Annotated in this window: 23 protein-coding genes and 1 pseudogene; 15 read left to right on the top strand and 9 right to left on the bottom strand. The window is 60.5% G+C overall.

All coding sequences use genetic code 11. From position 1 onward, the window contains the following. Positions 1–6 precede the first annotated feature (6 nt). From U1A24_RS18665 to U1A24_RS18640, 6 genes are all read right to left on the bottom strand, one after another. Entirely contained in the window at positions 7–810 is an 804-nt protein-coding gene (locus U1A24_RS18665; RefSeq protein ID WP_322323491.1) for an ABC transporter permease, read from the bottom strand. Then, a complete protein-coding gene (locus U1A24_RS18660) occupies positions 800–1,711 on the bottom strand; it encodes an ABC transporter permease (protein WP_322323490.1) in 912 nt (303 codons plus the stop codon). The genes U1A24_RS18665 and U1A24_RS18660 overlap by 11 nt, the downstream gene beginning before the upstream one ends. After that, positions 1,712–2,779, bottom strand: coding sequence for an ABC transporter ATP-binding protein (locus U1A24_RS18655; RefSeq protein WP_322323489.1), 1,068 nt, complete (start codon positions 2,777–2,779; stop codon positions 1,712–1,714). A gap of 192 nt (positions 2,780–2,971) precedes the next feature. Next, positions 2,972–4,405 carry an amidase gene (locus U1A24_RS18650; protein WP_322323488.1) on the bottom strand — a complete coding sequence of 478 codons (1,434 nt, stop codon included), beginning with the start codon at positions 4,403–4,405 and terminating at the stop codon, positions 2,972–2,974. A 92-nt stretch (positions 4,406–4,497) separates the two neighbouring features. Continuing rightward, positions 4,498–6,255: a response regulator gene (locus U1A24_RS18645; RefSeq protein WP_322323487.1), complete on the bottom strand. Its 1,758-nt coding sequence runs from the start codon at positions 6,253–6,255 to the stop codon at positions 4,498–4,500. Positions 6,256–6,324: 69 nt separating this feature from the next. Beyond that, positions 6,325–6,642 (bottom strand): DUF6476 family protein, encoded by a 318-nt coding sequence (locus U1A24_RS18640; protein ID WP_322323486.1) that lies wholly within the window; start codon positions 6,640–6,642, stop codon positions 6,325–6,327. On the opposite strand from U1A24_RS18640, the gene U1A24_RS18635 reads away from it, so the two are divergent. The 7 genes from U1A24_RS18635 to U1A24_RS18605 all read left to right on the top strand — a co-directional run bounded on the left by U1A24_RS18635 (position 6,641) and on the right by U1A24_RS18605 (position 12,790). After that, positions 6,641–7,696, top strand: a complete 1,056-nt coding sequence (locus U1A24_RS18635) for an RluA family pseudouridine synthase (RefSeq protein WP_322323485.1) — start codon at positions 6,641–6,643, stop codon at positions 7,694–7,696. The genes U1A24_RS18640 and U1A24_RS18635 overlap by 2 nt on opposite strands. Continuing rightward, complete coding sequence (locus U1A24_RS18630) at positions 7,689–8,147, top strand: GNAT family N-acetyltransferase (RefSeq protein ID WP_322323484.1); 459 nt, start codon at positions 7,689–7,691, stop codon at positions 8,145–8,147. The genes U1A24_RS18635 and U1A24_RS18630 overlap by 8 nt, the downstream gene beginning before the upstream one ends. A 176-nt stretch (positions 8,148–8,323) precedes the next feature. Next, a complete protein-coding gene (gene rpoH / locus U1A24_RS18625; RefSeq protein WP_322323483.1) occupies positions 8,324–9,220 on the top strand; it encodes an RNA polymerase sigma factor RpoH in 897 nt (298 codons plus the stop codon). A gap of 106 nt (positions 9,221–9,326) precedes the next feature. Then, the gene (locus U1A24_RS18620) at positions 9,327–10,019 is read left to right on the top strand and encodes a phosphatidylserine decarboxylase (protein WP_322323482.1); all 693 of its coding nucleotides are present in this window, start codon (positions 9,327–9,329) and stop codon (positions 10,017–10,019) included. Then, the gene (pssA, locus tag U1A24_RS18615) at positions 10,016–10,798 is read left to right on the top strand and encodes a CDP-diacylglycerol--serine O-phosphatidyltransferase (protein ID WP_322323481.1); all 783 of its coding nucleotides are present in this window, start codon (positions 10,016–10,018) and stop codon (positions 10,796–10,798) included. The genes U1A24_RS18620 and pssA overlap by 4 nt, the downstream gene beginning before the upstream one ends. A gap of 61 nt (positions 10,799–10,859) precedes the next feature. Then, positions 10,860–11,849: a Gfo/Idh/MocA family oxidoreductase gene (locus U1A24_RS18610; RefSeq protein WP_322323480.1), complete on the top strand. Its 990-nt coding sequence runs from the start codon at positions 10,860–10,862 to the stop codon at positions 11,847–11,849. 26 nt (positions 11,850–11,875) lie between these two features. Then, on the top strand, positions 11,876–12,790 hold the full coding sequence (locus tag U1A24_RS18605; RefSeq protein WP_322323479.1) for a hypothetical protein: 915 nt from the start codon (positions 11,876–11,878) through the stop codon (positions 12,788–12,790). Here the strand turns inward: U1A24_RS18605 and U1A24_RS18600 are convergent. Next, on the bottom strand, positions 12,787–14,628 hold the full coding sequence (locus tag U1A24_RS18600; RefSeq protein WP_322323478.1) for a M3 family oligoendopeptidase: 1,842 nt from the start codon (positions 14,626–14,628) through the stop codon (positions 12,787–12,789). The two genes, U1A24_RS18605 and U1A24_RS18600, sit on opposite strands and share 4 nt — an antisense overlap. A 222-nt stretch (positions 14,629–14,850) precedes the next feature. On the opposite strand from U1A24_RS18600, the gene U1A24_RS18595 reads away from it, so the two are divergent. The 4 genes from U1A24_RS18595 to U1A24_RS18580 are packed head-to-tail and all read left to right on the top strand — an operon-like array spanning position 14,851 to position 18,777. Further along, on the top strand, positions 14,851–16,263 hold the full coding sequence (locus tag U1A24_RS18595) for a circularly permuted type 2 ATP-grasp protein (RefSeq protein WP_322323477.1): 1,413 nt from the start codon (positions 14,851–14,853) through the stop codon (positions 16,261–16,263). Positions 16,264–16,266: 3 nt separating this feature from the next. Next, positions 16,267–17,214: an alpha-E domain-containing protein gene (locus U1A24_RS18590; protein ID WP_322323476.1), complete on the top strand. Its 948-nt coding sequence runs from the start codon at positions 16,267–16,269 to the stop codon at positions 17,212–17,214. Further along, the gene (locus U1A24_RS18585) at positions 17,214–18,023 is read left to right on the top strand and encodes a transglutaminase family protein (protein WP_322323475.1); all 810 of its coding nucleotides are present in this window, start codon (positions 17,214–17,216) and stop codon (positions 18,021–18,023) included. The genes U1A24_RS18590 and U1A24_RS18585 overlap by 1 nt, the downstream gene beginning before the upstream one ends. Positions 18,024–18,051: 28 nt before the next feature. Continuing rightward, positions 18,052–18,777 (top strand): proteasome-type protease, encoded by a 726-nt coding sequence (locus U1A24_RS18580; RefSeq protein ID WP_322323474.1) that lies wholly within the window; start codon positions 18,052–18,054, stop codon positions 18,775–18,777. Between the two features lie 78 nt (positions 18,778–18,855). Here U1A24_RS18580 and U1A24_RS18575 read toward each other — a convergent pair whose 3' ends face one another. After that, a complete protein-coding gene (locus U1A24_RS18575) occupies positions 18,856–19,788 on the bottom strand; it encodes an alpha/beta hydrolase (protein WP_322323473.1) in 933 nt (310 codons plus the stop codon). Next, complete coding sequence (locus U1A24_RS18570) at positions 19,785–20,072, bottom strand: SCP2 sterol-binding domain-containing protein (RefSeq protein WP_322323472.1); 288 nt, start codon at positions 20,070–20,072, stop codon at positions 19,785–19,787. Before U1A24_RS18570 ends, U1A24_RS18575 begins: the two co-directional genes overlap by 4 nt. Positions 20,073–20,179: 107 nt before the next feature. On the opposite strand from U1A24_RS18570, the gene U1A24_RS18565 reads away from it, so the two are divergent. The 4 genes and pseudogenes from U1A24_RS18565 to U1A24_RS18550 form a co-directional block, all read left to right on the top strand. Continuing rightward, positions 20,180–20,695: a tetratricopeptide repeat protein gene (locus U1A24_RS18565; protein WP_322323471.1), complete on the top strand. Its 516-nt coding sequence runs from the start codon at positions 20,180–20,182 to the stop codon at positions 20,693–20,695. Positions 20,696–20,710: 15 nt separating this feature from the next. Then, positions 20,711–23,635, top strand: coding sequence for a helicase-related protein (locus U1A24_RS18560; protein WP_322323470.1), 2,925 nt, complete (start codon positions 20,711–20,713; stop codon positions 23,633–23,635). 14 nt (positions 23,636–23,649) lie between these two features. Beyond that, complete coding sequence (locus tag U1A24_RS18555; protein WP_322323469.1) at positions 23,650–23,967, top strand: RNA-binding S4 domain-containing protein; 318 nt, start codon at positions 23,650–23,652, stop codon at positions 23,965–23,967. Positions 23,968–24,015: 48 nt separating this feature from the next. Next, a pseudogene (locus tag U1A24_RS18550) lies at positions 24,016–24,167 on the top strand (ferredoxin family protein); the annotation flags it as partial.

Genomic DNA, 24,167 nt, shown 5'->3' with positions numbered 1-24,167 from the left:
GTTGTTTCAGTCTTTTTTGCGGGTCAGCAGGAAGAAGGCGGTCAACAGCACGATGGTCAGCGCCAGCAACATCGAGGAAATCGCGTTGATTTCCGGGGTCAACTGGCGGCGCATCTGGCCGAGCATATAGGTGGGCAGGGTGTCTTGGCCGCCGGATTTGGTGAACTCGGTGATGACCACGTCATCGAGGCTGATCACGAAGGCCAGCATCGCGCCCGCGATCACGCCGGGCAGCAGGATCGGCAGGGTGACATGGCGGAAGGTTTGCCAGGGTGTGGCGTATAGGTCAGCCGCGGCGGTTTCCAGCGTCATATCCATGCCTTCCAGTCGGGCGCGGATCGGCAGATAGGCGAAGGGGATGCAGAAGGCAGAGTGGGCGAAGATCACATAGCCGATGCCTTGGATCCCGGTGGCCTGCTTGACCATGCCGAACAGGATCAACAGTGAGACGGCGGTGACGATTTCCGGCACCATCAAGGGCTGGTTGATCATGACATAGATGAAGGTCTGGCCCTTGAAGGCCTTGCGCCGTGTGGTGCCCAAGGCAGCCATCGTGGCGACTGTGGTAGAGATCCCCGCCGCACAGACCGCGATCAGCAAAGAGCGCATGGTGGCGTCTTTGACACTGTCGTTGTTCCAGGCCTTCACATACCAGTCCCATGAAAACCCGCCCCAGACCGCGACCGACTGGCTGGCGTTGAACGAATAGGCCACCAGCGTCAGAATCGGCAGGTAAAGCGCTATGAACACGATCACGGCGGTGGTGGTGAAGCCGGGCAGTTTGGCGACTGAGAAGGTTTTAGTGGCCATGAGTGGTATCCCGGTTTGCGTATTTCACATAGATCAGCAGGGCGGCCGTCACGATCACCAGCAGCGTCAGCGACAGCGCAGCACCCAAGGGCCAGTTGCGGCCCTGACCGAATTGCAGATCAATGAAGTTGCCGATCATCATCTGTTTGCCGCCGCCTAACACGCGCGGGGTGACATAGGCCCCCAGCGACGGCACGAACACGAGGATTGATCCGGCGATGATCCCCGGCTTCACAATCGGCAGGATCACCCGGCGCAGCACCTGCATCCGGCTGGCGTAAAGATCATATCCCGCCTCGAGAAGCCGCATGTCAAAGCGGTCAATCGCCGCGAACAGCGGCAGCACCATCAGCGGCAGATAGACATAGGCCATGCCGATGAACACGGCGGTGTCGGTGTAGATCAGCCGGATCGGTTCGGAAATCAGGCCGATCTTGATCAACACGGTGTTCATCAGGCCTTCGTTGCGGATCACTTCGTTGATCGCATAGGTGCGGATCAAGAGGTTGGTCCAGAACGGGATCGTGATCAGAAACAGCCACAAAGCGCGGGATTTCTGCGGCCGTGTCGCGATGAACCAAGCGGTGGGGAAGCCCACGGCAAAGGTCAGGATTGTGGTCAGCACCGACAGTTTGATCGAGCGCCAGAAGATGCTGATATTGGCATCGGCAAGACCATAGGTTTCGTCAAAGATGTCCTTGGTCCACAGAATGCCGCGCCAGCCATCCAGCGAGAACGACCATTCGACATTGCCATACTGACCTGCGGCGAGGAAGGAATAGACCACCACGATCATCAGCGGGCCAACGGCGAACAGGGTCAGGATCACCAAGGCGGGGGCAGAGAGCAGCCAACCGTTGCGGACCGATTGCGCAGCTTGAGCTTTTTCAGCGGCGCTCATTCAATCCTCCAACACTTGGGCGGCACCGGGGGTAAAGCGCACGCCAATGGTTTGGCCTGCGGTCAAAGCGGCCTCTCCGGTGACATCCGACACGACGCAGGCCTCGATCTCGGTGCCATCGGCCAGATGCAGCTGATAGTTCATGTCGGTGCCGAAATAGACCACGCCACGCACCGTGGCGGGCAGGCTGCCGGGCTCATTTGCGGCGGTGATTTTGACTTGTTCAGGCCGCACTGTAACCGTGACTTGCCCCGAGCGGGTGCCTGCGGGGGCGTCGATCTGATGTCCGCTGGCCACGGTAAGGCTTTTGCCGTCCGAGCTGGCAGGCAGAAAATTCGTCTCGCCAATAAAGCTTGCGACAAAGCGGTTCAGTGGGCGGGTATAGATTTCACGCGGGGTGCCGACCTGTTGCAGCTTGCCCGCCGACATGACGCCGATGCGATCCGACATCGTCAGGGCTTCTTCCTGGTCGTGGGTGACGAAGATAAAGGTAATGCCGGTTTCGGTTTGCAGGCGTTTCAGTTCGATCTGCATCTCGCGCCGCAGCTTGAGGTCAAGCGCCGACAAGGGTTCGTCCAGCAACAGCACTTTCGGCTGTGGGGCCAGCGCGCGGGCCAGCGCCACGCGTTGCTGCTGCCCGCCCGAAAGCTGGCTGGTCTTGCGGTTGGCCAGTGGCTCGAGTTTGACCAGCGCCAGCATCCGCGCTGTGGTTTCTTTCACCTCGGCGGCGGGGCGACCCTGCATCTGCAAACCGAAGCCGATGTTCTGCGCCACGGTCAGATGCGGGAACAGGGCATAGGATTGGAACACCGTGTTCACCGGGCGCTTGTTCGGCGGCAGGTAGGTGATATCTTGCCCTTCCAGCAGGATGGTGCCCGAGGACGGCATCTCAAACCCGGCGATCAGCCGCAAGAGCGTGGTCTTGCCACAGCCCGAGGGACCAAGCAGGGTGAAGAACTCTCCCTGACGGATTTCGACAGACACATCATTCAGCGCACGGACGGCATTGTCACCTTGTCCGAAGGCTTTGATCACATTGCGGGCCTCGACGGCGTTGGTTTGGCTCAAGGTGACTCGCTCCCGTTGGTTTTGATCATATTGTGCTGCGGGCAAGCCTTGGCGCAACATAAACTTCACCGGATGGGCCGAAAGACCGGGTAGGTGCCGCTTAGGTTGTGTGAATGCCTAAGCGCGCGGCAGGATGATAACGCTACCAACGGCTTAGGCTGTGGCTTGGCCTTTGCAGCGCTTAGGCAAGGCTTAAGCCAAGGCGGCGCGGCGCCCGGACCAAGGCCGTGCCGCTTCCAGTTCGGCGCACAAAGCGATGAGGTCTTCATCCTGACCATAGGCGGCGGCAAGGTGGATGCCGATCGGCAAACCGCTGGCCGATTGCGCCAGAGGCAAAGACGCCGCAGGCTGGCCCGAGGCGTTGAATACCGCGCAAAACGGTGAGTATGAGAAGATACCGCCGGGGCCGATGCGGTAATTCACATAATCGTTGCGGTCGTGGTGATAGCGTCCCACTTTTGCGGGCAGTTCGGCGAGGGTGGCTGACAGCAGGATGTCGGGACCGTCTGCGAAATACGCGGCCATCTGACGGCCGAAGCTGTGAATCTCGCCCACGGCTTCCAGATAGCGGGTGGGTGGCAGGGTCGCTGCATGCGCGCAGGCCGAGCGCCCGATGCCTTCAACCAGATCAGCGGTCAACGGGCGTCCCTTCAGCGCTTTTTGAATGGACAGGGCGGTACCGACGCCAACGATATCGGTCCATGCCCGCATCATCATCTCAACATCCGCGGTGGGGCGACCGGGTTCAACATGGTGGCCCAGGCTTTCCAGCAGGTTTGCGGTGTCGCGCACGGCTGCGGCGACTTCTGGATCAATCACCTCGCCCGTGAAGGTGGTGTCGCAGAGTGCTACGCGCAGGCGGCGCGGTGGGCGGCTGATCGCGGCGGCATGACCTTGGGCCAAAGGGGGGGCGACGTAGGGCGCGCCAAGATCGGGGCCTTCGCAGGCGTCCAGCATGATCGCTGTGTCGCGGACCGAACGGGTGAGGAAGCCATCAATCGCCATGCCCGCCCAGCCTTCACCGGAATAGGGGCCATCGGGCAGACGGGCGCGTGTGGATTTGAAGCCGAACAGTCCACAGCTGGAAGCCGGGATGCGCACCGAGCCGCCACCGTCCGAGCCATGCGCGAAGGCGACGATCCCTGCCGCCACTGCAGCCCCCGCACCGCCGGATGAGCCACCCGAGGTGTGATCGAGGTTCCACGGATTGCGGGTAGGGCCGCCATAGACGGTGGCTTCGGTGACGGTGCCGACGCCGCCCTCGGGGCTGGTGGTGCGGCCGAAGTTCACCACACCCGTGGCCCGGATGCGTTCCCAAATCGCCGAGTCGCGGGCGTAGGTGGTGTTCATCAACAGACGCGAGCCGTTGTGGCCGGGGAAATCCACCGCCTCGCAGCCAAGATCTTTCAGCAGGAACGGCACACCCCGGAACGGTCCGCGCGGCAAGCCTTCAGCAATGGCGCGCCGGGCGGCGGTTTCCTGCACCAGCACCACGGCATTGATCGCCGGATTGCGCGCCTCTACCGCTGCCAGTGCCGCGTCCAGCAGCTCAGAGGCTGAAACCTCGCCCGATGCGACCATGCCTGCCAGTTCGGTGGCGTCACGCGCGCCCAGATCACCCATCATGCCGATTCTCCTGCTTGTTTGTGCCAGTTGACGCCCGCAAGCGCGCGGCGTCCAGCCTGTCCCGGCCAGCAATGTGCACTAAACGACCTCAATCAATGTGCAGTGGCAGGCTTTGCCAGATGCCGGGCGAGGCCAAGCCGCAATGCGGCCATCGTCAGCGGTTTGGTCAAAAAACCATCCAGTCCGGCGGACAGATACAAAGCCCGGTTGGCAGCCGAGACATCTGCCGTCATCGCAACCACTGGCAAATGCGGCCCCGGCAAGGCGCGGATGGCGGCCAAGGTCTCGACGCCCGAAAGCCCCGGCATATGCAGATCCAGCAGCACCAGATCGGGGCGATGCGCGGTAATTTTTCGCAGCGCCGCAGCACCGCTTGGGGCCTCTTCCACCACAGCCGACATGCCGCGCAGATAGGTCGCGGCGACCAGACGGTTTGTGGCAATGTCATCCACCACCAGAATCCGCCGCCCGCACAGATCGAACGGGGCCTCTGTGCCAAGCTCTGCCAAACTGGCGGGCCGGATCGGCAGGCTAAGTCGGAACAGTGCGCCCGTGGTGCTGGGCAAAAGCTGCAAATCGCCCTGCATCTGCTGCGCGATGCCGCGACTGATCGCAAGCCCAAGGCCCGCGCCTGCGTTCGCGCCCGCGCCGCGTTGGAACGGCTGAAATATCAAATCGCGCTCGGGTGCAGGGATGCCCTTGCCGGTATCTGACACGTCAATCTGCAACTGGCCGAACGGGTTCTCGTCTGGCTTGCGCAGATTGCGTGGGCGGTAGCTGACCCGGACCGTCGCGCCGCCGGTCTCGGTGAACTTCAGCGCATTCGACAGAAGATTGGACAGGCATTGCCGCAAACGCTGTGGATCAAATTCGGCCTGATCGGGTAGATGGAGCGCCGGTGCGTCGTTGGATTGCGGCAGCGCGACAAACTCCAGCCGAAGCCATAGGCCTGATTTGGCAAAGACGGGCTGAAACAGCGCCACCACCGCCTCAATCACCTCTTTCGGCGGTGCGATCTGCGGGCGGATCGGCAGCTGATACTCTTCAACCGCCGCCATTTGCAAAATATCGTCCAGAATCGTTGCGAGATCCAGCGCCGAGCCGACCAATATACGCATCCGCTCCCTCGCTTCAGGGTCGATGGTTTGCGTTGACTCGGCCTCGCCCATGCCGACGATGGCATTCAGCGGCGTGCGCAGCTCGTGGCTCATCTGCGCCAGAAAAAGCCCCTTGGCACGGTTGGCGGCATCGGCTTTGATGCCACGCCGACTGACCTCCAGATGCAGCAAATGGTTCGAGCGCATGGTTTCGACAGTATAGGCGGTGGCCGCGATCAGCGCGAGGGTTGAGGCGAAAAACCCCGGCCATGCCTGACTTTGGACCCAGTAGTGGCCATTGCCGATAAAGGCCGTTGCCGCCACGGTCAGGGTGCCGATCATCCCGAACGGCAGATGGATCGCCCGCACCGTGCTGAGTTGAAACAGCGTCATGCTGAGCAGGGCAACCGCTGTGGCCTTGGCAAATTCGCCATCTTGCTGCCAGATCAGCACGCAGGGCAGGGCGTAGCTCAGCTCCATCAGCACGATAGAGACCAGAACCGCGAGATAGCGCAGGGGCTGGCGCGCTGGGTCAAGCTTGCGCATCAGTTGCACGCCCAAACGCTCGAAGGTCAGATCGGCGACCATTGCCGCGAGCGCCAGCCAGGGCGGCAGAAATATTGCCATCAGCACGAACCCGACGCACATGCTGACCAGGCGCGCAGGCTCTACCCCGCTGAGCACCCGCAACTGATTGTCAATCTGCGCCGCTGCATCCGTATCGCGGGGCAGCAACAACCGCAGCACATTCATCGCAATATCCTTGGGTTCTACCCTGCCAGCAAAGATCACCGCGGGGCGGTGGTCAAGAAAAAGCTTGCGTTATGGCGAGGTTATCGGCGCAACAGCAATCTCTTGCTGTAGGATGCCTTCTGGCGTGAAGATCAGAATGCGGTTGTCGGTGGTGACCACGCCGATCCAACCCGAGCCCATCGTGACGGCCTGCGCTGTGGCACCCGCGGGCATCTGCAGCGTGGCAGGTAGGGCGGGGGCCAGATTGCGCAAATCCGGCATGCGGGTGACAAGCAGGCCGACCACGGTTATGACACCGACAATCATGGTGATCATCAGCACGATCACCAGACCTTTCAGCAAGCGGAGCGAGGGCGGCAAGCCCGGCTCGATCGGAGTGTCAGACATGGCGAGCCCTTTTGAAGACGAAGACGCTGTAGCGGGCGGACGTCTGACCATCGTGATCGGTGACGACGCCCCCCAGCGCCTTGATAAGGCGCTTGCGGCGGCGGTGCCAGAGGAAGCGGCGCTTTCGCGCTCGCGTCTGATGAAGATGATCGACGAGGGCGATGTGCTGCGCGGCGGTGTCGCTGTGACCGATCCGAAAACCAAGGTGAAAGCGGGCGACGAATATACCCTGATCCTGGCCCCTGCGGTGGATGTGGCGACCTTGCCGGAAGACATTCCGCTGTCGGTGATCTGGGAAGATGGCGATCTGATCGTGATCGACAAGCCTGCCGGCATGGTGGTGCATCCGGCCCCCGGCACGCCGTCGGGCACGTTGGTCAATGCGCTGCTGCATCATTGCGGTGATACTTTGTCTGGCATTGGCGGCGAGCGTCGCCCCGGCATTGTCCACCGCATCGACAAAGACACCACCGGCCTGTTGGTGGTGGCAAAATCCGACCGCGCGCATCACGGACTGGCGGCGCAGTTTGAGGCGCATACCGTCAACCGTCACTATATGGCGGTGGTGAACGGTGTGCCCTCGGCCTACGATCCGCGCTTGCGGGGGTTGAAAGGCATCAGCTTTGAGGCGGGCGGCATCCTGAAAATCGCCACGCATCTGGAGCGGCACAAGACTGACCGACAGCGGCAGGCGGTGGTCTGGCATTCAGGCCGTCATGCGGTGACGCGGGCGCGGGTGATGGAGGATCTGAAGGGCGGGGCTGCGCTGATGGAATGCTGGCTGGAGACCGGACGCACGCATCAGATCCGGGTGCATATGGCCTATGCCGGGCATGGCTTGATCGGCGATCAGACCTATGGCGGCAAGAAAAAGGTCTCGCCCAAGCTGTTCGGTGCGGATGTGGCCGAGCTGGGCAACAGCTTCCCCCGCCAGGCCCTGCACGCGGCGAGCCTTGGCTTTGAGCATCCGGTGACCGGCGAGATGCTTGAATTCACCTCTCCGCTGCCAGCCGATTTGGTGGGGCTGCTGGACGCCTTGCGCCGTGGTGTCTGAGCCCATCTGCCGCCCGCTTGCGCTGACCGATTTTGCGGATGCCTATGCGCTTTACACCGATCTGGTCGGTGCTGCGCGGATGGCTGAGCCGGATCTGGCGCAAGCGCAGTTTCGCACGCTGCTGGATCACCCCGGCACGACCGTGATCGGGGCGGAGCGCGCGGGACAGGTGTTGGCGATGGCGACGCTGCATCTGCTGCCAAACCTGACCTATGGCGGGCGGCCCTATGCTTTGGTCGAAAACGTGGTGACGCTGCGCGCCCATCACGGCCAAGGTTTGGGACGGGCGGTGATGCAGGCGCTGATTGCGCGGGCTTGGGCGGCAGATGCCTATAAAATCATGCTGTTGACCGGGCGACACAACACGGCCAAGGGCTTTTACGCCAAGCTGGGATTTGATCCCGATGAAAAGCAAGCGATGACGCTGCGCCGGGTGCCGCCGCGCGGCTGAAGTGGTTGCGCTGACATTCCCGTGACTGGAGTGTTACAAAGCTTCCCCTGCGACGGAAACGGAACCATCTTTCGTTCAACAAGTTGTATCAAAGATGCTTGAACTGTGCATCTGGCATACATAAATTCGTCCGTCCGGGGGCGAAACTGCACCGGGCCAACAAGGGAGCGTCTTACATGAGCACCTATGCAAATCTGCCAGCACCAAGCCCCGAACAGGGCCTTAACCGTTACATGCAGGAAATCCGCAAGTTTCCGCTGCTGGAACCCGAAGAAGAATACATGCTGGCCAAGCGCTGGGTGGACCATCAGGACAGCACCGCCGCACACCGGATGGTGACAAGCCATCTGCGTCTGGCTGCGAAAATTGCAATGGGCTACCGCGGCTATGGATTGCCGCAGGCTGAGGTGATTTCCGAAGCCAATGTCGGCCTGATGCAGGCAGTAAAACGGTTTGACCCGGAAAAAGGCTTCCGCCTTGCGACCTACGCGATGTGGTGGATCCGTGCCAGCATTCAGGAATATATCCTGCGCTCGTGGTCTTTGGTGAAGCTGGGCACCACCTCGGCACAGAAAAAACTGTTCTTCAACCTGCGCAAGGCGAAAGCGAAAGTCGGCGCGCTGGAGGAAGGCGATCTGCGCCCTGAGAATGTCACCAAAATCGCCACCGATCTGAACGTGTCGGAACACGAAGTCGTTGATATGAATCGCCGGTTGTCGGGCGGTGATGCCTCGCTCAACGCCACGGTCGGCTCGGATGGCGAAGGCACGACACAATGGCAGGATTGGCTGGAAGATGAGGACAGCGATCAGGCAGGGGATTATGAGGCCCGCGACGAGTTCGATATTCGGATGAACCTGCTGCATCAGGCGATGTCAGCGCTGAATGATCGTGAAAAAGATGTGCTGATGAAGCGCCGTCTGTCTGAAACCCCGATCACGCTGGAAGAACTGTCGGAAGTCTACGGCGTGAGCCGCGAGCGGATTCGGCAGATCGAAGTGCGCGCCTTTGAAAAGCTGCAAGAGCGGATGCGTTCCTTGGCTTTGGGCAAGGGTATGGTGGTTCCGGCATAAGTTTTGGAGCATTCCTTTGGGCGCAACTGCGCCCAAAGGTTGCGCCACGGCTGCGTAGGGGCTAGACAGCTGGATCAAACTGCCGGGCCATAAAAGGGCGCAACGAATGACCATGCTGGAAACCTTTCTGAAACCGATGCACCGCGAGGGCTATAAGTTCGTCGGCATCTTCGCCGTCGTGACCTTGGTGCTGTTTTTGATCTGGGATCCATTGGGTTGGCTGGGTGTCGGTGCAACCATCTGGTGTTATTACTTTTTCCGCGATCCGAAACGCTCGGTTCCGCAGGGGCGCGGGCTGATCGTCTCTCCCGCTGATGGCGTGGTCAGCTTGATCGAACGCGCGGTGCCGCCGCCGGAATTGGGGGCGGGCAATGACGCGCTAACGCGGGTTTCGGTGTTCATGTCGGTGTTCAACTGCCATGTGAACCGCGCGCCGATTGCGGCGCGGATCGCCAAGATGGCGTATCGTCCGGGCAAGTTCCTTAATGCCTCGCTTGACAAGGCCTCGGAAGATAACGAGCGCAACAGCCTGCTGTTGGAGCTTCCCGATGGCCGCAATCTTATCGTTGTGCAGATCGCAGGCCTTGTGGCGCGGCGGATTGTGCCGTTTGTGTCGGAGGGCCAATCCCTGCGCACCGGCGAGCGTTTCGGGCTGATCCGCTTCGGCTCGCGGCTGGATGTCTATCTGCCCGACGGGGTAGAGCCGCTGGTCGCGCTGGGTCAAACGATGGTTGGGGGCGAAACCGTCCTGGCCGAGTTGGACCGTGACATGCTGCGCCGTTCGGCTGTGCGCGAATGAACGTGCCTGCCGAACCTCAGCCCGCGAAGGCCGGACGGCGTCTGCGCAAAAAACTGCACATCGTGCAGCTTATTCCCAATTTCATGACCGTCGCCGCCCTCTGTGCGGGGCTGACGGGGGTGCGCTTTGCGATTGAGGGCCGCTTTGGCCTTGCGGTGGCGCTGATCATCGCGGCGGCGGTGATGGATGGGCTTGATGGCCGCCTCGCGCGCTATCTGAAAAGCGAATCCGACATGGGCGCCGAGTTGGACAGCCTGTGCGATTTGGTCAATTTTGGTGTGGCTCCGGCGCTGATCACCTATCTCTGGGCGTTGCAGGGGATGCGGGCAGAGGGTTGGATTGCTTGCCTGATCTATGCGGTGGCCTGCCTGTTGCGGCTGGCGCGCTTTAACATCGGCAACCGCCAACCTGACAATGATTCCAATAGCTTCCAAGGTGTGCCTTCTCCTGCGGGGGCGTTGCTCGTGATGCTGCCGATGTTTTTGGCCTTTGCCTTGGGCGATGGTCAGCCCTATGCCAACGGCCTTGTCGCACTCTGGATGGCGCTGGTCGGCGGGCTGATGGTGGGGCGGTTCCGCACGCCATCGTTCAAACGCGCCACGATCTATGCCGAGAATGTCAGCTTTGTGCTGCTTGCCTTTGTGGCTTTGGTGGCGGCCCTGTTGACTTATCCGTGGATCACCCTGGCCTTGGTTGATTGCGCATATCTTGTGGCACTCGCCTATACGTTCATTAGAAAACCACGCAAATCGGCAGAGGATACCGCCCCCGGAGCCTAAGCGATTGCGCTAACATGTCAGGCCCGTTAGTTTCGGCGCGAAGCATCAAGGGGATGAAGCGATGAAGCCAGTGCGTTGGGGTATTTTGGGAGCTGCAAATTTTGCGCGGGAGCATATGGCTCCGGCAATTCACGCGGCAAAGGGCGCGGAACTGGCGGCTTTGGCGACGTCCAGCCCCGAAAAGGCTGCCGGGTTTCAAGCGTTTTGCCCCAGCCTAAAAATCCACGCGACCTATGAGGCGCTGCTGGCTGATCCGTCGATTGACGCGGTCTACATCCCGCTGCCGAACCATCTGCATGTCGAATGGACGCTGAAAGCGCTGGCGGCGGGCAAGCATGTGCTCACTGAAAAGCCGATTGCGCTTCAGGCCAGTGAAATCGACCAGATCATCGCCGCCCGCGATGCCAGCGGTTTGCTGGCCGCAGAAGCCTATATGATCGTGCATCATCCGCAGTGGCAGCTTGCGAAAAAATGGCTGGAGGCCGGGGAGATCGGCCAACTGCGCCATGTCGATGCGTCGTTCAGCTTCTGTCTGGAAGACATGACCAATATCCGCAACCGTCCCGATGCAGGCGGCGGATCGTTGCGCGATATCGGCGTGTATACTTTCGGCTCGGCCCGCTTTGTCACCGGATCGGAGCCGGTGGATATCTCGGCCCGGCTGATCCTTGAAAACGGCGTCGACACCTTCGCGCAAGTGGCGGGGATCATGGACGGCCCCTATGGCCGCTTCACCTATGCCTCGATGACCTCGATGCGGCTTTACAACCGGCAGACCGTGACGTTCCAAGGCGATAAGGGCATGATCCGGCTGGATGGTGGCCCGTTCAACGCCAATACCAACGACATTGCCGAGATCGAACTGCACCAGAACGGCAATCGGGTGACGACCGAGCGTTTCCCGACCTCGAACCATTATGTGCTGCAAGTTGAAGCCTTTGGTCGTTCGGTGCGCGAGGATGCTGCCTATCCTTGCCCGCTGGAATTCGTGAAGGGCACCCAAGCCATGATGGATACGGTCTACCGTGTTGGGGTTGAAATTTCGCTGTGACAAGATCTGGCCGGGTGCTGCTGCATATGCCGCAGCACCTTGCAGATGAGGCGCGCTTGCCTCAGTTCTACCGCACCATAGCCCGCGGCTTGCATCAGCGCGGCGCTGAAGTTGCGGTGGTCCACAGGCAAATCGAGGCGCTGCAAGGCCTGCCGCCGGGGCCGGATTTCCATTTGGTGCACAATGGTGCGGCACAGGGCGCTTGCCTGCTGAACTGTGCGGTTGCCTATCTCGCACCCTATTTCTATGCCGATCCGCAGGGGATCTATTTTGAAAGCCGCGTCACGTCGGCACGGTTTGACCCGACGCTGCAGCCCGAAGCACAGATGATGCGCCGTTTTCAGATGTTGCGGGCGCGCTATGTTGAACCCCGGATCAGCCGTTATGCGCAGCCCGCGCCAGTGCAAAGCTATCCCATAGGCGCGATTGCGGTTTTCCTGCAAGACTGGTCGGAACCCGTGGCGCGTGCCCGCCATATGACAGCCGCTGAGATGGTGCAGACCGTTGTTGCCGGGGCGATGGGACGGCCTGTGGTGATCAAACCGCATCCGCGCACACGCGGTCTTGAGACGTTGGAACTGCTGCAGGATCTGGCGCTACAGCATCCCGAGGTCATCGTCACCGAAGGCAACCTGCATGATATTCTGGCAAGTGCCGCCGTCTGCGTGACGATCTCGTCCTCGGTGGCGCTTGAGGCGATGCTGCACCGCAAACCTGTGGTGCTGTTTGGCCGATCTGACCTGCACCACTGTGCAAGCACGGTGCGACAAGCAGCGGATTGGCCTGAAGCGTTGCGCCGCGCCCTAAGCCAAGATTGGCCCTATGAGGCTTTTGTCTATTGGTTCTGCGAGCAGCACCTGCGTGGCGGCAAAGACATGATAGCGCCCCTGCTGACGCGCATGCGCGCTGCAGGGGCAGATTTTGCGGCTTTGGGACTTTAGTCTTCCATCGCTTCCAATTCGTCGATGAAGCCCGCGATCATCGACAGGCCCTTGTCCCAGAATTTCGGATCGCTGGCGTCCAGACCGAACGGTGCCAACAGCTCCTTATGGTGCTTCGAACCTCCGGCTTTCAGCATGTCGAAGTATTTTTCCTGGAAATCCGGCAGGCCATCGGCATAGGCGGCGTAAAGCGCGTTCACCAAGCCATCGCCAAACGCATAGGCATAGACATAGAACGGCGAGTGAACGAAATGCGGGATATAGGCCCAGAAGGTTTCATATCCATCCGCAAAATCAAAGGCTTCTCCCAAAGACTGCGCCTGCACCGACATCCAGAGCAAGTTGATGTCATCCGGCGTCAACTCACCCTCAGCACGCGCAGCATGGAGTTTGCATTCGAAATCATAGAACGCGATCTGGCGGACCACCGTGTTGATCATATCCTCGACCTTGCCAGCCAGCAGGGTTTTCCGCTCGGCAGGCGTCTTGGCCGCGTCGAGCAGTTTGCGGAAGGTCAGCATTTCCCCGAATACCGAAGCGGTTTCGGCAAGGGTAAGCGGGGTGGAGGACAAAAGCTCGCCCTGACCTGCTGCCAGAACCTGATGCACGCCGTGGCCCAACTCGTGTGCGAGGGTCATCACATCGCGCGGTTTGCCAAGATAGTTCAGCATCACATAGGGGTGGACGGTGGTGACGGTCGGGTGGGCAAAAGCACCGGGGGCCTTGCCGGGTTTCACGCCTGCATCAATCCAGCCATCGGTGAAGAACGGCTTGGCGATTTCGGCCATGCGCGGATCAAAGGCGGCATAGGCAGACAGCACAGTCTCGGTGGCCTCGGCCCAGTTGATCAGACGCGGCGCTTCGGTCAGCAGGGGAGCATTGCGGTCCCAGGTTTGCAGGCGCTCAAGGCCCATCCATTTGGCCTTCAGCTTGTAGTAGCGGTGGCTCAGCTTCGGGTAGGCGGCAACCACAGCATTGCGCAGGGCTTCAACCACCTCGGGTTCCACATGGTTGGCAAGGTGGCGGGAATATTGCGGGCTGGGCATCTTGCGCCAGCGATCCTCGATTTCCTTTTCCTTCGCCAGAGTGTTGTGGACCCGCGCGAACAGCTTGATATGTTTGTCGAATACGGCGGCAAGAGCATGGCTTGCGGCCTCACGTTTGGCGCGGTTCGCGTCGGTCAAAAGGTTCAGTGTGGCCTCAAGGTTAAGCTCTTCTTCCTCTCCCGCCACGGTGAACATCAGGCCCGCCATCGTCTCGTCAAACAGCTTGTTCCAAGCTGAAGCGCCGACGACCGAGGCATCGTGGAGATACTTCTCCATCTCATCGGAAAGTTGATGCGGGCGCATGGCGCGCATCCGTGCAAATACCGGGTTATAGCGGGCGAGAGCCGCGTTTTCAGCGGTCAGGCCTGACAGAAATCCATCATCCAAGCGGTTGAATTCTAGGCTGAAAAACACCAGAGGCGTGGTGAAATTGGTGATGCTGTCCTGCACGTCTGCCATGAATTTGGCGCGCTCAGAATCCATAGTGTTCTGGTAATAGCGCAGGCCCGCATAAGACCCGATCCGCCCAGCGATCACGTCGATCTGTTCATATGAGGTGACGCAGTCCAGCAGTTCAGCGGCTGTCAAGCTGGCCAGTTTGCCCTCATATTTCGCGGCAAACTGGGCGCAGGCGGTCTCCAGCCATGCCATATCCCGCTGCAACTCCGGCGCGTCAGGGCTGGGGTAAAGGTCGCTCAGATCCCAATCGGGCAGATCTCCGAATGTGTTCGACCCGATGCGGGCATCGAAAACCGGACGTTGCTGGCCGGGGCGGGGCAGGGGAAGCGACATGGGAACCTCATTCATTGTTAAAAGCATCTAGGGGGCAAAGCTGGGGTTGTGCAAGGTGGCGCGCGGAAACTTGACTGGCCGCGTTTGCTTATAATTTGGGCGGTGATTTGCGACTATTTCGGGCGAATGTGTGAAAATCGAAGCGCTTTCAATCTTCTGCCCTTTACGGCGCGGAATCAGCAGCATTTACTCGCATCAATCAGCACGAAAAGGCGGCACGGCATGACCCCTTATTTCAACGAAATGTTCCAGAATAATGCGGTTAGGCCGCCTTATGCCGGGCTGGAAGGCTGGAGCGCGGATATGCCCGCCGATATCCGGCTGGCCAAACAGGCCGAAGCCGAGGCACTGTTTCGACGCATTGGCATCACCTTTGCGGTTTACGGCGAGGGCGGCGACCCGGATCGCCTGATCCCGTTCGATATGTTCCCCCGCGTGTTTACCGCCACTGAATGGGCGAAGCTTGAACGCGGTATCAAGCAACGCGCCCGTGCGCTGAATGCATTTCTGGTCGATGTTTATGGCCGCGGCGAGATCGTGCGGGCGGGGCGCATTCCGGGCAAGCTGGTCTATCAGAACGACGCCTACGAGAAATCGGTGTGCGGCTTTATCCCTCCGAAGGGTGTGTATTCCCACATCGTTGGCATTGATATCGTGCGCACCGGACCGGGGGAGTTCTATGTGCTGGAGGACAACTGCCGCACGCCGTCCGGGGTCAGCTATATGCTCGAGTCCCGCGAAATGATGATGCGGATGTTCCCCGATCTGTTCCGCGAGAACCGGATTGAGCCAATTGACAGCTATCCCGAGAAGCTGCGCCGCACTTTGGCAAGCGTCGCCCCTGCGAAATGTGACCGCGATCCAACGGTGGTGATTCTGACGCCGGGGCATTTCAACTCAGCTTACTACGAGCACAGCTTCCTCGCCGATCTGATGGGCGTCGAACTGGTCGAGGGGCAGGATTTGTTCGTCGACGGGGCCTTCGTCTATATGCGCACCACCGAAGGCCCAAAGCGGGTTGATGTGATCTACCGCCGCCTGGACGACGCCTACATTGATCCCTTGTGTTTCCGCCCGGATTCTATGCTGGGCGTGCCGGGGCTGATGGATGTGTATCGGTCGGGCGGGGTGTCGATCTGCTCGGCACCGGGGGCAGGGGTCGCCGATGACAAGGCGGTTTACACCTATGTGCCCGAAATGGTGCGGTTCTATCTGGGTGAAGAGCCGATCCTGAACAATGTGCCGACGTGGAAATGTGGCGATGCGTCAGACCTGAAATATGTCAATGAGAACCTGCATGAGCTGGTGGTGAAAGAGGTGCACGGCTCGGGCGGTTACGGCATGCTGGTCGGGCCAAAATCGACCAAGCAGCAGATCGAGGAGTTTCGCGCGCTGGTGCTGGCCGACCCCAGCAACTACATCGCCCAACCAACGCTGGCGCTGTCAACAACGCCGACCTTTGTGGAAGAGGGAATTGCCCCGCGCCACGTCGATCTGCGGCCGTATTGCTTGGTGGGCGAGCGGATTGAACTGGTGCCGGGCGGCCTTACGCGGGTGGCTTTGCGTGAGGGGTCGCTGGTGGTGAATTCAAGCCAAGGCGGCGGCGTGAAAGACACTTGGGTATTGGCGGAGTAAATCATGCTTTCAAGAACCGCCGACAACCTTTACTGGATCGCCCGCAACATGGAGCGGGCCGAAACTGCCGCCCGTCTGTTGGAAGTGGGCGCGCGGATTTCGCTGCTGCCCTCGGCGCAGGGCTATCGCAATGACTGGGACAGCCTGTTGCGCGCTTCGGGCAATGCCAACGGCTATGTCGCGAAATATGGCGCGCCCGCGCAGTCAAAGATCGAATCCTATCTGTTTTTTGACCGCGATAACCCCAACTCGGTGGCGTCCTGCATCACCAATGCGCGCGAAAACGCCCGCATCATCCGGACCGCTCTGACCACGCAAGTCTGGGACGCGCTGAACACCGCGTTTCAGGAACTGCGCCAGATCGAGGCGAAAACCGGCCCGCGCGAATTGTCGTGGCTGACCGATTGGGTGATGCGTCACGCCGCAATGGTGCGCGGCGCGATTGATGCAACGCAACTGCGCAACGACGGTTATAACGTCTTGAATATCGGCTATTATCTGGAGCGCGGTGACAGCACCGCCCGGCTGATGGATGTGAAATACTATGTGCTGCTGCCGCGTGCGGATTATGTGGGCAGCGGTTTGGACAATGATCAATGGGCGATGCTGCTGCGGGCGATGTCAGCCAACCGCGCGTTTCACTGGGCTTATGGCGGTGAGATCACCTCGGCCAAGATCGCGCATTTCCTGATCCTGAACCCGCAATGCCCGCGCAGTCTGATCACCTGCGTCGCCGGGATGAACAACCATTTGTCACGCCTTGCCAAGCTTTATGGCCGGGATACGGAAGCGCAAGCGGTGGCGGCCCGGTTGCTGAGCGATCTGGAGAATCAGTCGACCGAACAGATTTTCGAAGAAGGTCTGCACGAGTTTCTAACCCGATTCATCGGCGAGGCGGCTGGCTTGGGCGCGATCATCCACAATTCTTATCTCTCGGGGGATATGCAATAATGTTGCTCAGCGTCGATCACGTCACGCGCTATCGCTATGATCGCCCGGTGCGCGGAGTGGTGCAAAGCCACCGCCTGATGCCATCGAAATTTGATGGGCAAAAAGTACTGGAATGGTCGGTGACGATGACCGGCGGCACCTTGGGCAGCGCGTTTCGCGATGGCGCGGGCGATTGGGTGCAGGGCTGGACAGTGGCAGGCCCGGTCGATGAGATCGAGGTGCATGTCTCTGGTCGGGTGCAAACCACGGATCTTGCTGGTGTTTTGCGCGGACATAAAGAACTGGTGCCGCCAGAGGCCTATCTGCGGGACACCGAGGCGACCTTTGCCGATGCCGCTTTGACCGAAATGGCGCAGATCATTCTGACGGCAGACTCGGTGCTGTCGGGCTGCCACAATCTTTGCGACGCGATTTCCGATGCGATTGCCTACAAGCCCGGCACAACCCGCGCACGGACCACGGCAGCCGAGGCATTGGCCCAAGGCGAGGGCGTCTGTCAGGATCACGCGCAGGCCTTGATTGCGGTGGCGCGGGCGGCGGGGATTCCGGCGCGCTATGTCTCGGGCTATCTGCAATCTGGCCAGGAAGGGGTGGATCACGAAGCGGCCCATGCCTGGGGTGAGTTACATGTGTCAGGGATCGGCTGGATTGGCTTTGATCCGGCGAACCGCTGTTGCCCGGATGCCCGCTATATCCGGCTGGGATCTGGGTTGGATGCACAAGATGCAGCACCAATTCGGGGGATTTCACGGGGTTCTGGCTCGGAAATCTTGTCAGTGACGGTTGCGGTCCAGACGCAGGAGCAATAGGGTCACCCGGCTTGAAACGGAGTGTGCCATGACCTATTGCGTCGGACTTTTATTGAATGCGGGCATGGTGTTGCTGTCGGATACCCGCACCAACGCGGGCTTGGACAATATCGCGACCTATCGCAAGATGTTCCATTTTGAGGAACCGGGTGAGCGGGTGATCTCGATCGTCACCGCCGGGTCTTTGTCGGTGACGCAAACCACCCTCGCGCGGCTGCGGGAGGCGATTGATGATCCAGACGCGAACGAGGCGACCTCGATCATGAAAGCGCCGACCATGCTGAAGGTCGCTTTGATCATCGGCAACACGCTGTCGAGCGTGCGGCAAGAGATTGATGAGAAAATGGCCACGATGAAGCAAAGCGCTTCGGCCAGCATGATCGTGGCGGCGCAGCGTCGCGGCGGCGCGATGCGGTTGTTCCTGATCTATCCTGAGGGCAATTTCATCGAAGCCACCGAAGACACGCCGTTTCTGCAAATTGGCGAGCATAAATATGGCAAGCCTATCTTGGATCGCGTGGTGAAACCGGGCACGTCTTTGGCAGACGCCGAGAAGGCGGTGCTGTTGTCGATGGATTCGACGCTGCGCTCCAACTTGTCGGTCGGGATGCCGCTGGATCTCTGCGTGATCGAGAAAGACGCCTGCCGGGTCAGTCGCAAGCGGCGGATTGAGGCGGGGGATGAGAGTTTTCGAGAGATGTCCGAGGCTTGGTCCAAGGCGCTGCGCGATGGGTTCACGCAGATTACGCTGTGAGGAGAGCCGCGATTTCTTTGAAGAAATCGGGTCTTTGACGAAACAGCCTGCGGGTTACGGGAAAACGAGGGTGCTGGGTCAGCGGTGCTTCAGATACAACGCCGTTGACGTATCGAAGAACCGACTGCGGGCCATCACACGTTCCATCAGAACTTCATGCTCACAGCCGGGATACAGATCCAGCCGCCCTTCCGGCCAGATCGCCATACGGGCATGGATCGGTGCGGTATCGACAATCTTTTCCTGCGCCCCAAGCGCGGTGATGGTTGGCACTTTGGGCGAAGGCAGCAAGGTCAGCGCATGACATTCGGTCAGCGCCGCTTTCAGCCAGCCAAGACTGGGGCCACCCAAGCTCAGTTCGGGATGCGCCAGCGCCTGTTGGCGCATGTAATCCCACATTTCGGCATCGGTGGTCAGTGAATTGCCATTAAACGGCGCGCTCAGCACATAGGTTTTTGCCCCCGTGCCCGGCGCGTAGCGACTGTCAAACCTGAACCAGCGCGAGGCCGTGGTCAGCGCGACAGCCATTGGCCGCATCCATGCCGCAATCAGAATGCCCCACATTGGCGCCGAGAATGCCGCAGCCTTCACCGGAGCACCGCGTATCAACGACCGCAGGCCAATGCAGCCGCCCATCGAATGCGCCATCATGTAATACGGTTCGGGCAGACCTTGGGCGCGTGCAAAGCCGAGCATTGCGTCGAAATCCAGCTGATATTCGGCAAAATCATTGACATGCCCCGCCATCGGATCATCAAAGGCGCGGTCGGCCAGACCCTGGCCGCGCCAGTCGATCACCAGCGTCGCAAAGCCGCGCGCGCGCAGATCGCCCGCCGCCCGGCCATATTTTTCAACATATTCCGTCCGCCCCGGCAACAACAGCACCGTGCCTTGCGCGCCGTCATGCGTCCACAGGCCAATCCGCAGCCGCACGCCGTCAGCGGCGGTCACCCAGAAGGCACGCCCCCCAGCAGGCCCTTCGGCAATGTCGTAAAGCGGAGCCTCGCTCACGACATCGCCGCGCCAAGCTGCATGGCAAGGCCCATGCTGCCTTCGACGGTCAGCTTGCCGGTCATGAAGGCGGTGGTCGGGTTCATCTCACCTGCCAACATCGCCTGAAACACCTCTGTATCAGCCGTCAGCGTCACATCCGAAGGCTCATCGCCCGCGCGCACCCCATTGGGGTCGACCATGATCGAACCTTCGCCCACCAGCACAAATTTTGCCACGCCATCAAAGCCGTCCGGCAGCTTTTTCGCCAATGCCTCAACGGCGGTCGAGATCACATCGCTCATCACACTCTCCTTCGTGAACAGGCAGCACTGGAATTCCCTGCCCATTGCGTTACCCTATCCTTATGAAAGCGCATCATTGGTTACACAATCGTATCGTTGCGGCATTTATGCTGGTTTTTCTGTCATGCCTGCCGGTTGCTGCTCAAACCGCCAAATTGGACGAGCTTTTTGCACGTTTGCAAAAAGCCGATGAGGCGGAGGCAAGCCAGATCGAAGCTGATATCTGGATGGAATGGTCGAAATCCGGCTCTCCGGCGATGGATTTGCTGCTGCAACGCGGCAAAGAGGCGATGTCGAATGGCCAGCCGGATATCGCGGTGCAGCATCTGACGGCTTTGGTCGATCATGCGCCAGATTTTGCCGAAGGCTGGAACGCCCGCGCCACCGCCTATTATCAGCTGGGCGAGTTTGGTCCTGCAATTTCCGATCTTGGCCGGGTGCTGTCGCTGAACCCACGGCATTTCGGGGCGCTGTCGGGCTTGGGGTCGATCTTTGAAGAACTTGGCAAGCCCGCACAGGCGCTAGAGGTCTACAAGGCGACGCTGGCCATAGATCCCCATGCGCCGGGGGTGACTGAAGCCGTCAGCCGGATTGAAACCGAGCTTCAGGGTAAAGACCTCTAAGACAGGGCCAAAGATATGACTGCTGCCGGACAGGTCACGGCGGTCCTTGGGCCGACCAATACCGGGAAAACCCACTATGCCATCGAGCGGATGCTCGGGCATCGCACCGGCGTTATCGGCTTGCCGTTGCGGCTGCTGGCGCGTGAAGTTTATGACCGCATCGTCGCCTCGCGCGGGCCATCGGTGGTGGCGCTGGTGACGGGGGAAGAGCGTATCGTGCCGGATCGCGCGCAGTATTGGGTCTGCACCGTCGAAGCGATGCCGCTGGATCTCGGTGCGGATTTCGTGGCGGTGGATGAGATTCAACTCTGCGCCGACCCTGAGCGCGGCCATGTCTTCACCGACCGCTTGCTTCGGGCAAGGGGTCTGCATGAGACGTTGTTCATGGGCGCGGAAACCATGCGGCCGGCGATTGCGGGGCTGGTGAAGAATGTGCAGTTTCTGAAGCGCGAGCGGTTCTCTGAACTGACCTATACCGGCTCAAAAAAGATCAGCCGGATGCCGGAACGCTCTGCCATCGTTGGGTTTTCCGTCGAAAACGTCTATGCGATTGCCGAGCTGATCCGCCGCACCAAGGGTGGTTGTGCGGTGGTGATGGGCGCGCTTTCCCCACGCACCCGCAACGCGCAGGTGGCTTTGTATCAGAACGGCGATGTTGATTATCTGGTGGCCACCGATGCGATTGGCATGGGGTTGAACCTGGATATCAAGCATATCGCCTTTGCGGCCACGTCAAAATTCGATGGCCGCCGGATGCGCGCGCTGTATCCTCAAGAATTGGCGCAGATTGCCGGGCGGGCAGGGCGGCATCTGGAAAACGGCACCTTCGGCGTGACGGGTGAAGTGCGGCCACTCGATGAGGAAACCGTCGAGGCGATTCAAGAGCATCGCTTTGACCCGGTGCGCAAACTGGAGTGGCGCAACCACGATCTGGAGTTTGGCTCGGTTGATCGTCTGATCCGTTCGCTGGAAGCGCCTACACAGAACAAATGGCTGGCGCGTGCCCGCGATGCTGATGACATGCTGGCGCTGAAATACCTGTCGGATCTGCCCGAGGTGAAAGCAAAGCTGACCACACCGCAGCGCATCAAACTGCTGTGGGATGTCTGCCGTATCCCGGATTTCCGCAATGCGGCGGGCACGGAACATGTTACTCTGCTGGCGCGGATCTTTGATTTTCTGACGGGCAGAGGGCTTGCGCAAACCCGCATCCCGTCGGAATGGTTGGAAAAGGCCATCGCACGCATAGATAAAGCGGGCGGCGACATTGATACTATCTCGAAACGACTGGCCTATATCCGCACCTGGACCTATGTTGCGCAACGCAAAGGCTGGGTTGAGAACGAAAGCCATTGGCGCGCCGAGACTCGCGCTGTAGAAGACCGATTGTCAGACGCCTTGCACAGCGCCTTGACGCAACGATTTGTTGACCGGCGCACGTCCGTGCTGTTGCGGCGGTTGAAGCAGAAGGAGACCCTCGTGGCCGAGGTGAATGACAAAGGCGAAGTGACGGTTGCAGGCGAGTTCGTCGGCCGTCTTGAGGGGTTCCGTTTCCGTCAGGATGCGACGACTTCCACTGAAGAGGCGGCAACGCTGCGGCAAGCGGCATTTGCCGCGCTGAAGCCGGAATTCCATCTGCGGGCGGATCGTTTCTACAACGCACCCGATACCGAGCTGGATTTCACCGAGCAGGGCGGCCTGATGTGGGGCACTCAGGCGATGGGCAAGCTGGTCAAGGGCGCTGAACCCGCCCGTCCCAGCGTCGAGGCTTTCGTCGATGACGAGGCTGGCCCGGATGTCGCCGACAAGGTGCGTCGCCGCTTGCAGCATTTCATTGACCGCAAGGTCGCGGCGAACTTTGAGCCCTTGCTGGCGATGGGCCGCGATGAGACCCTCGCGGGCCTTGCACGCGGCTTTGCGTTCCGTCTGGCCGAAGGGCTGGGCGTGATCCCGCGCGAAACCATCGCCAATGAAGTCAAAGAGCTCGATCAGGAAGCCCGTGGTGCCTTGCGCAAGCATGGCGTGCGCTTTGGTCAGTTCACCGTGTTCCTGCCCGCTTTGCTGAAGCCTGCGCCCACGCGGTTGCGTTTGGTGCTGTGGTCGCTGTGGAACGGTCTGGATGAATTCCCCGAAAGCCCACCGCCGGGTCTGGTGACCATTCCGAACCTGCCCGCCGTGCCGAAGATGCACTACACGCTGGCGGGCTACCACCCGGCAGGCGCACGCGCGATCCGCATTGATATGCTGGAGCGTCTGGCCGACATCCTGCGCACCAAAGACAGCCGCGCAGGCTTTGAAGCCACGCCGGACATGCTGTCGATCACCGGTATGACGCTGGAGCAGTTCAACGACCTGATGGGCGGCTTGGGCTACAAGGGCGAGAAAGCGGAACGTCCGAAGGTGAAAGCCGCACCAATCCCGGTGCCGGTTGATCCCGATGCACCTGTTCAGCCGATCCCGGAAGGCGAATCGGCTTTCGTTCTGCCCGACCCGGAAGCGGCACCTGAGATGGAGTCGTTCTATACCTTCACTTGGGCACCAAAACCGCGGCCCCGCCCGGAACGTCCCGCGCGCCCCGAACGTGCTCCACGCAAGGAAGGCGATGCGCCCGCAGCCGAGCGCGGCCCGCGCCCGGATCGTGGGCCTCGGCCGGATCGCGGTCCGAAGAAGGAAGGCGACGCCCCTGCTGGCGAACGTGGTCCTCGCCCGGATCGCGCACCGCGCGCCGAAGGCGACAAGCCCGCGCAAGCCGATCGTGGCCCGCGCCGCGATGGCGAAAAGCGTGAAGGCTACAAGGGCAACAAGCCGCATGGTGGCAAACCGGGCGGTGAGCGTGACAACAAGCCGAAGACTTACGAACAGCGCCCGCCGCGCGCTGAAAAGCCGATTGATCCCGACAATCCCTTCGCCGCTTTGATGGCGTTGAAGGCCAAGCTCTGATCTTCGGGATCTGATTGGCCGGGCCGGGGGCAAAACCACAAAAAAATGTTCAGCCGAAACTTCGGCTGGACAAATGGCTTTTCGCGGCGCGATTTTTCAAGAACCGTGACCTCGCCGCCGAAGTGATTGAGAGGGGCCATCTGCGGCTGAATGGGCAACGCTGTAAAAAGCCCGGTCATAGCGTGATGGAAGGCGATACGCTGACCTTTCCGCAGGGCCGGGTTATTCGACTGATCCGCGTGCTTGCCCTGTCTGAACGCCGTGGTCCTGCCTCTGAGGCGCAAGAGCTTTATCACGATCTTGCGCCAACCGCCGATGCACCGCTTGAATGATCGGCGCAGCTTTAGTAGTCAGACCTCGCGGAAATAGGAGCGCGGACCATGACCTATGTGGTGATCGACAACTGCATCGCCTGCAAATACACCGACTGCGTTGAAGTTTGTCCGGTGGACTGCTTCTACGAGGGTGAAAACATGCTGGTCATCCACCCCGATGAATGCATCGATTGCGGCGTCTGCGAGCCCGAATGGCC

It is taken from the genome of Cypionkella sp., assembly GCF_034376685.1.
In the GTDB taxonomy this organism is placed as follows: domain Bacteria; phylum Pseudomonadota; class Alphaproteobacteria; order Rhodobacterales; family Rhodobacteraceae; genus Cypionkella.
This window is presented reverse-complemented; position numbering and strand designations above follow the sequence as displayed.

Excerpts from the sequence above, each read along its gene's own strand:
- U1A24_RS18635 (WP_322323485.1), top strand. The coding sequence starts at position 6,641 with ATGGCGAGCCCTTTTGAAGACGAAGACGCTGTAGCGGGCGGACGTCTG.
- U1A24_RS18580 (WP_322323474.1), top strand. The coding sequence starts at position 18,052 with ATGACCTATTGCGTCGGACTTTTATTGAATGCGGGCATGGTGTTGCTG.
- U1A24_RS18590 (WP_322323476.1), top strand. The coding sequence starts at position 16,267 with ATGCTTTCAAGAACCGCCGACAACCTTTACTGGATCGCCCGCAACATG.
- U1A24_RS18660 (WP_322323490.1), bottom strand. The coding sequence starts at position 1,711 with ATGAGCGCCGCTGAAAAAGCTCAAGCTGCGCAATCGGTCCGCAACGGT.
- U1A24_RS18595 (WP_322323477.1), top strand. The coding sequence starts at position 14,851 with ATGACCCCTTATTTCAACGAAATGTTCCAGAATAATGCGGTTAGGCCG.
- U1A24_RS18600 (WP_322323478.1), bottom strand. The coding sequence starts at position 14,628 with ATGTCGCTTCCCCTGCCCCGCCCCGGCCAGCAACGTCCGGTTTTCGAT.
- U1A24_RS18570 (WP_322323472.1), bottom strand. The coding sequence starts at position 20,072 with ATGAGCGATGTGATCTCGACCGCCGTTGAGGCATTGGCGAAAAAGCTG.
- U1A24_RS18650 (WP_322323488.1), bottom strand. The coding sequence starts at position 4,405 with ATGATGGGTGATCTGGGCGCGCGTGACGCCACCGAACTGGCAGGCATG.
- U1A24_RS18585 (WP_322323475.1), top strand. The coding sequence starts at position 17,214 with ATGTTGCTCAGCGTCGATCACGTCACGCGCTATCGCTATGATCGCCCG.
- U1A24_RS18610 (WP_322323480.1), top strand. The coding sequence starts at position 10,860 with ATGAAGCCAGTGCGTTGGGGTATTTTGGGAGCTGCAAATTTTGCGCGG.
- U1A24_RS18605 (WP_322323479.1), top strand. The coding sequence starts at position 11,876 with ATGCCGCAGCACCTTGCAGATGAGGCGCGCTTGCCTCAGTTCTACCGC.
- U1A24_RS18620 (WP_322323482.1), top strand. The coding sequence starts at position 9,327 with ATGACCATGCTGGAAACCTTTCTGAAACCGATGCACCGCGAGGGCTAT.
- U1A24_RS18645 (WP_322323487.1), bottom strand. The coding sequence starts at position 6,255 with ATGAATGTGCTGCGGTTGTTGCTGCCCCGCGATACGGATGCAGCGGCG.
- U1A24_RS18560 (WP_322323470.1), top strand. The coding sequence starts at position 20,711 with ATGACTGCTGCCGGACAGGTCACGGCGGTCCTTGGGCCGACCAATACC.
- U1A24_RS18640 (WP_322323486.1), bottom strand. The coding sequence starts at position 6,642 with ATGTCTGACACTCCGATCGAGCCGGGCTTGCCGCCCTCGCTCCGCTTG.
- U1A24_RS18665 (WP_322323491.1), bottom strand. The coding sequence starts at position 810 with ATGGCCACTAAAACCTTCTCAGTCGCCAAACTGCCCGGCTTCACCACC.
- rpoH (WP_322323483.1), top strand. The coding sequence starts at position 8,324 with ATGAGCACCTATGCAAATCTGCCAGCACCAAGCCCCGAACAGGGCCTT.
- pssA (WP_322323481.1), top strand. The coding sequence starts at position 10,016 with ATGAACGTGCCTGCCGAACCTCAGCCCGCGAAGGCCGGACGGCGTCTG.
- U1A24_RS18565 (WP_322323471.1), top strand. The coding sequence starts at position 20,180 with ATGCTGGTTTTTCTGTCATGCCTGCCGGTTGCTGCTCAAACCGCCAAA.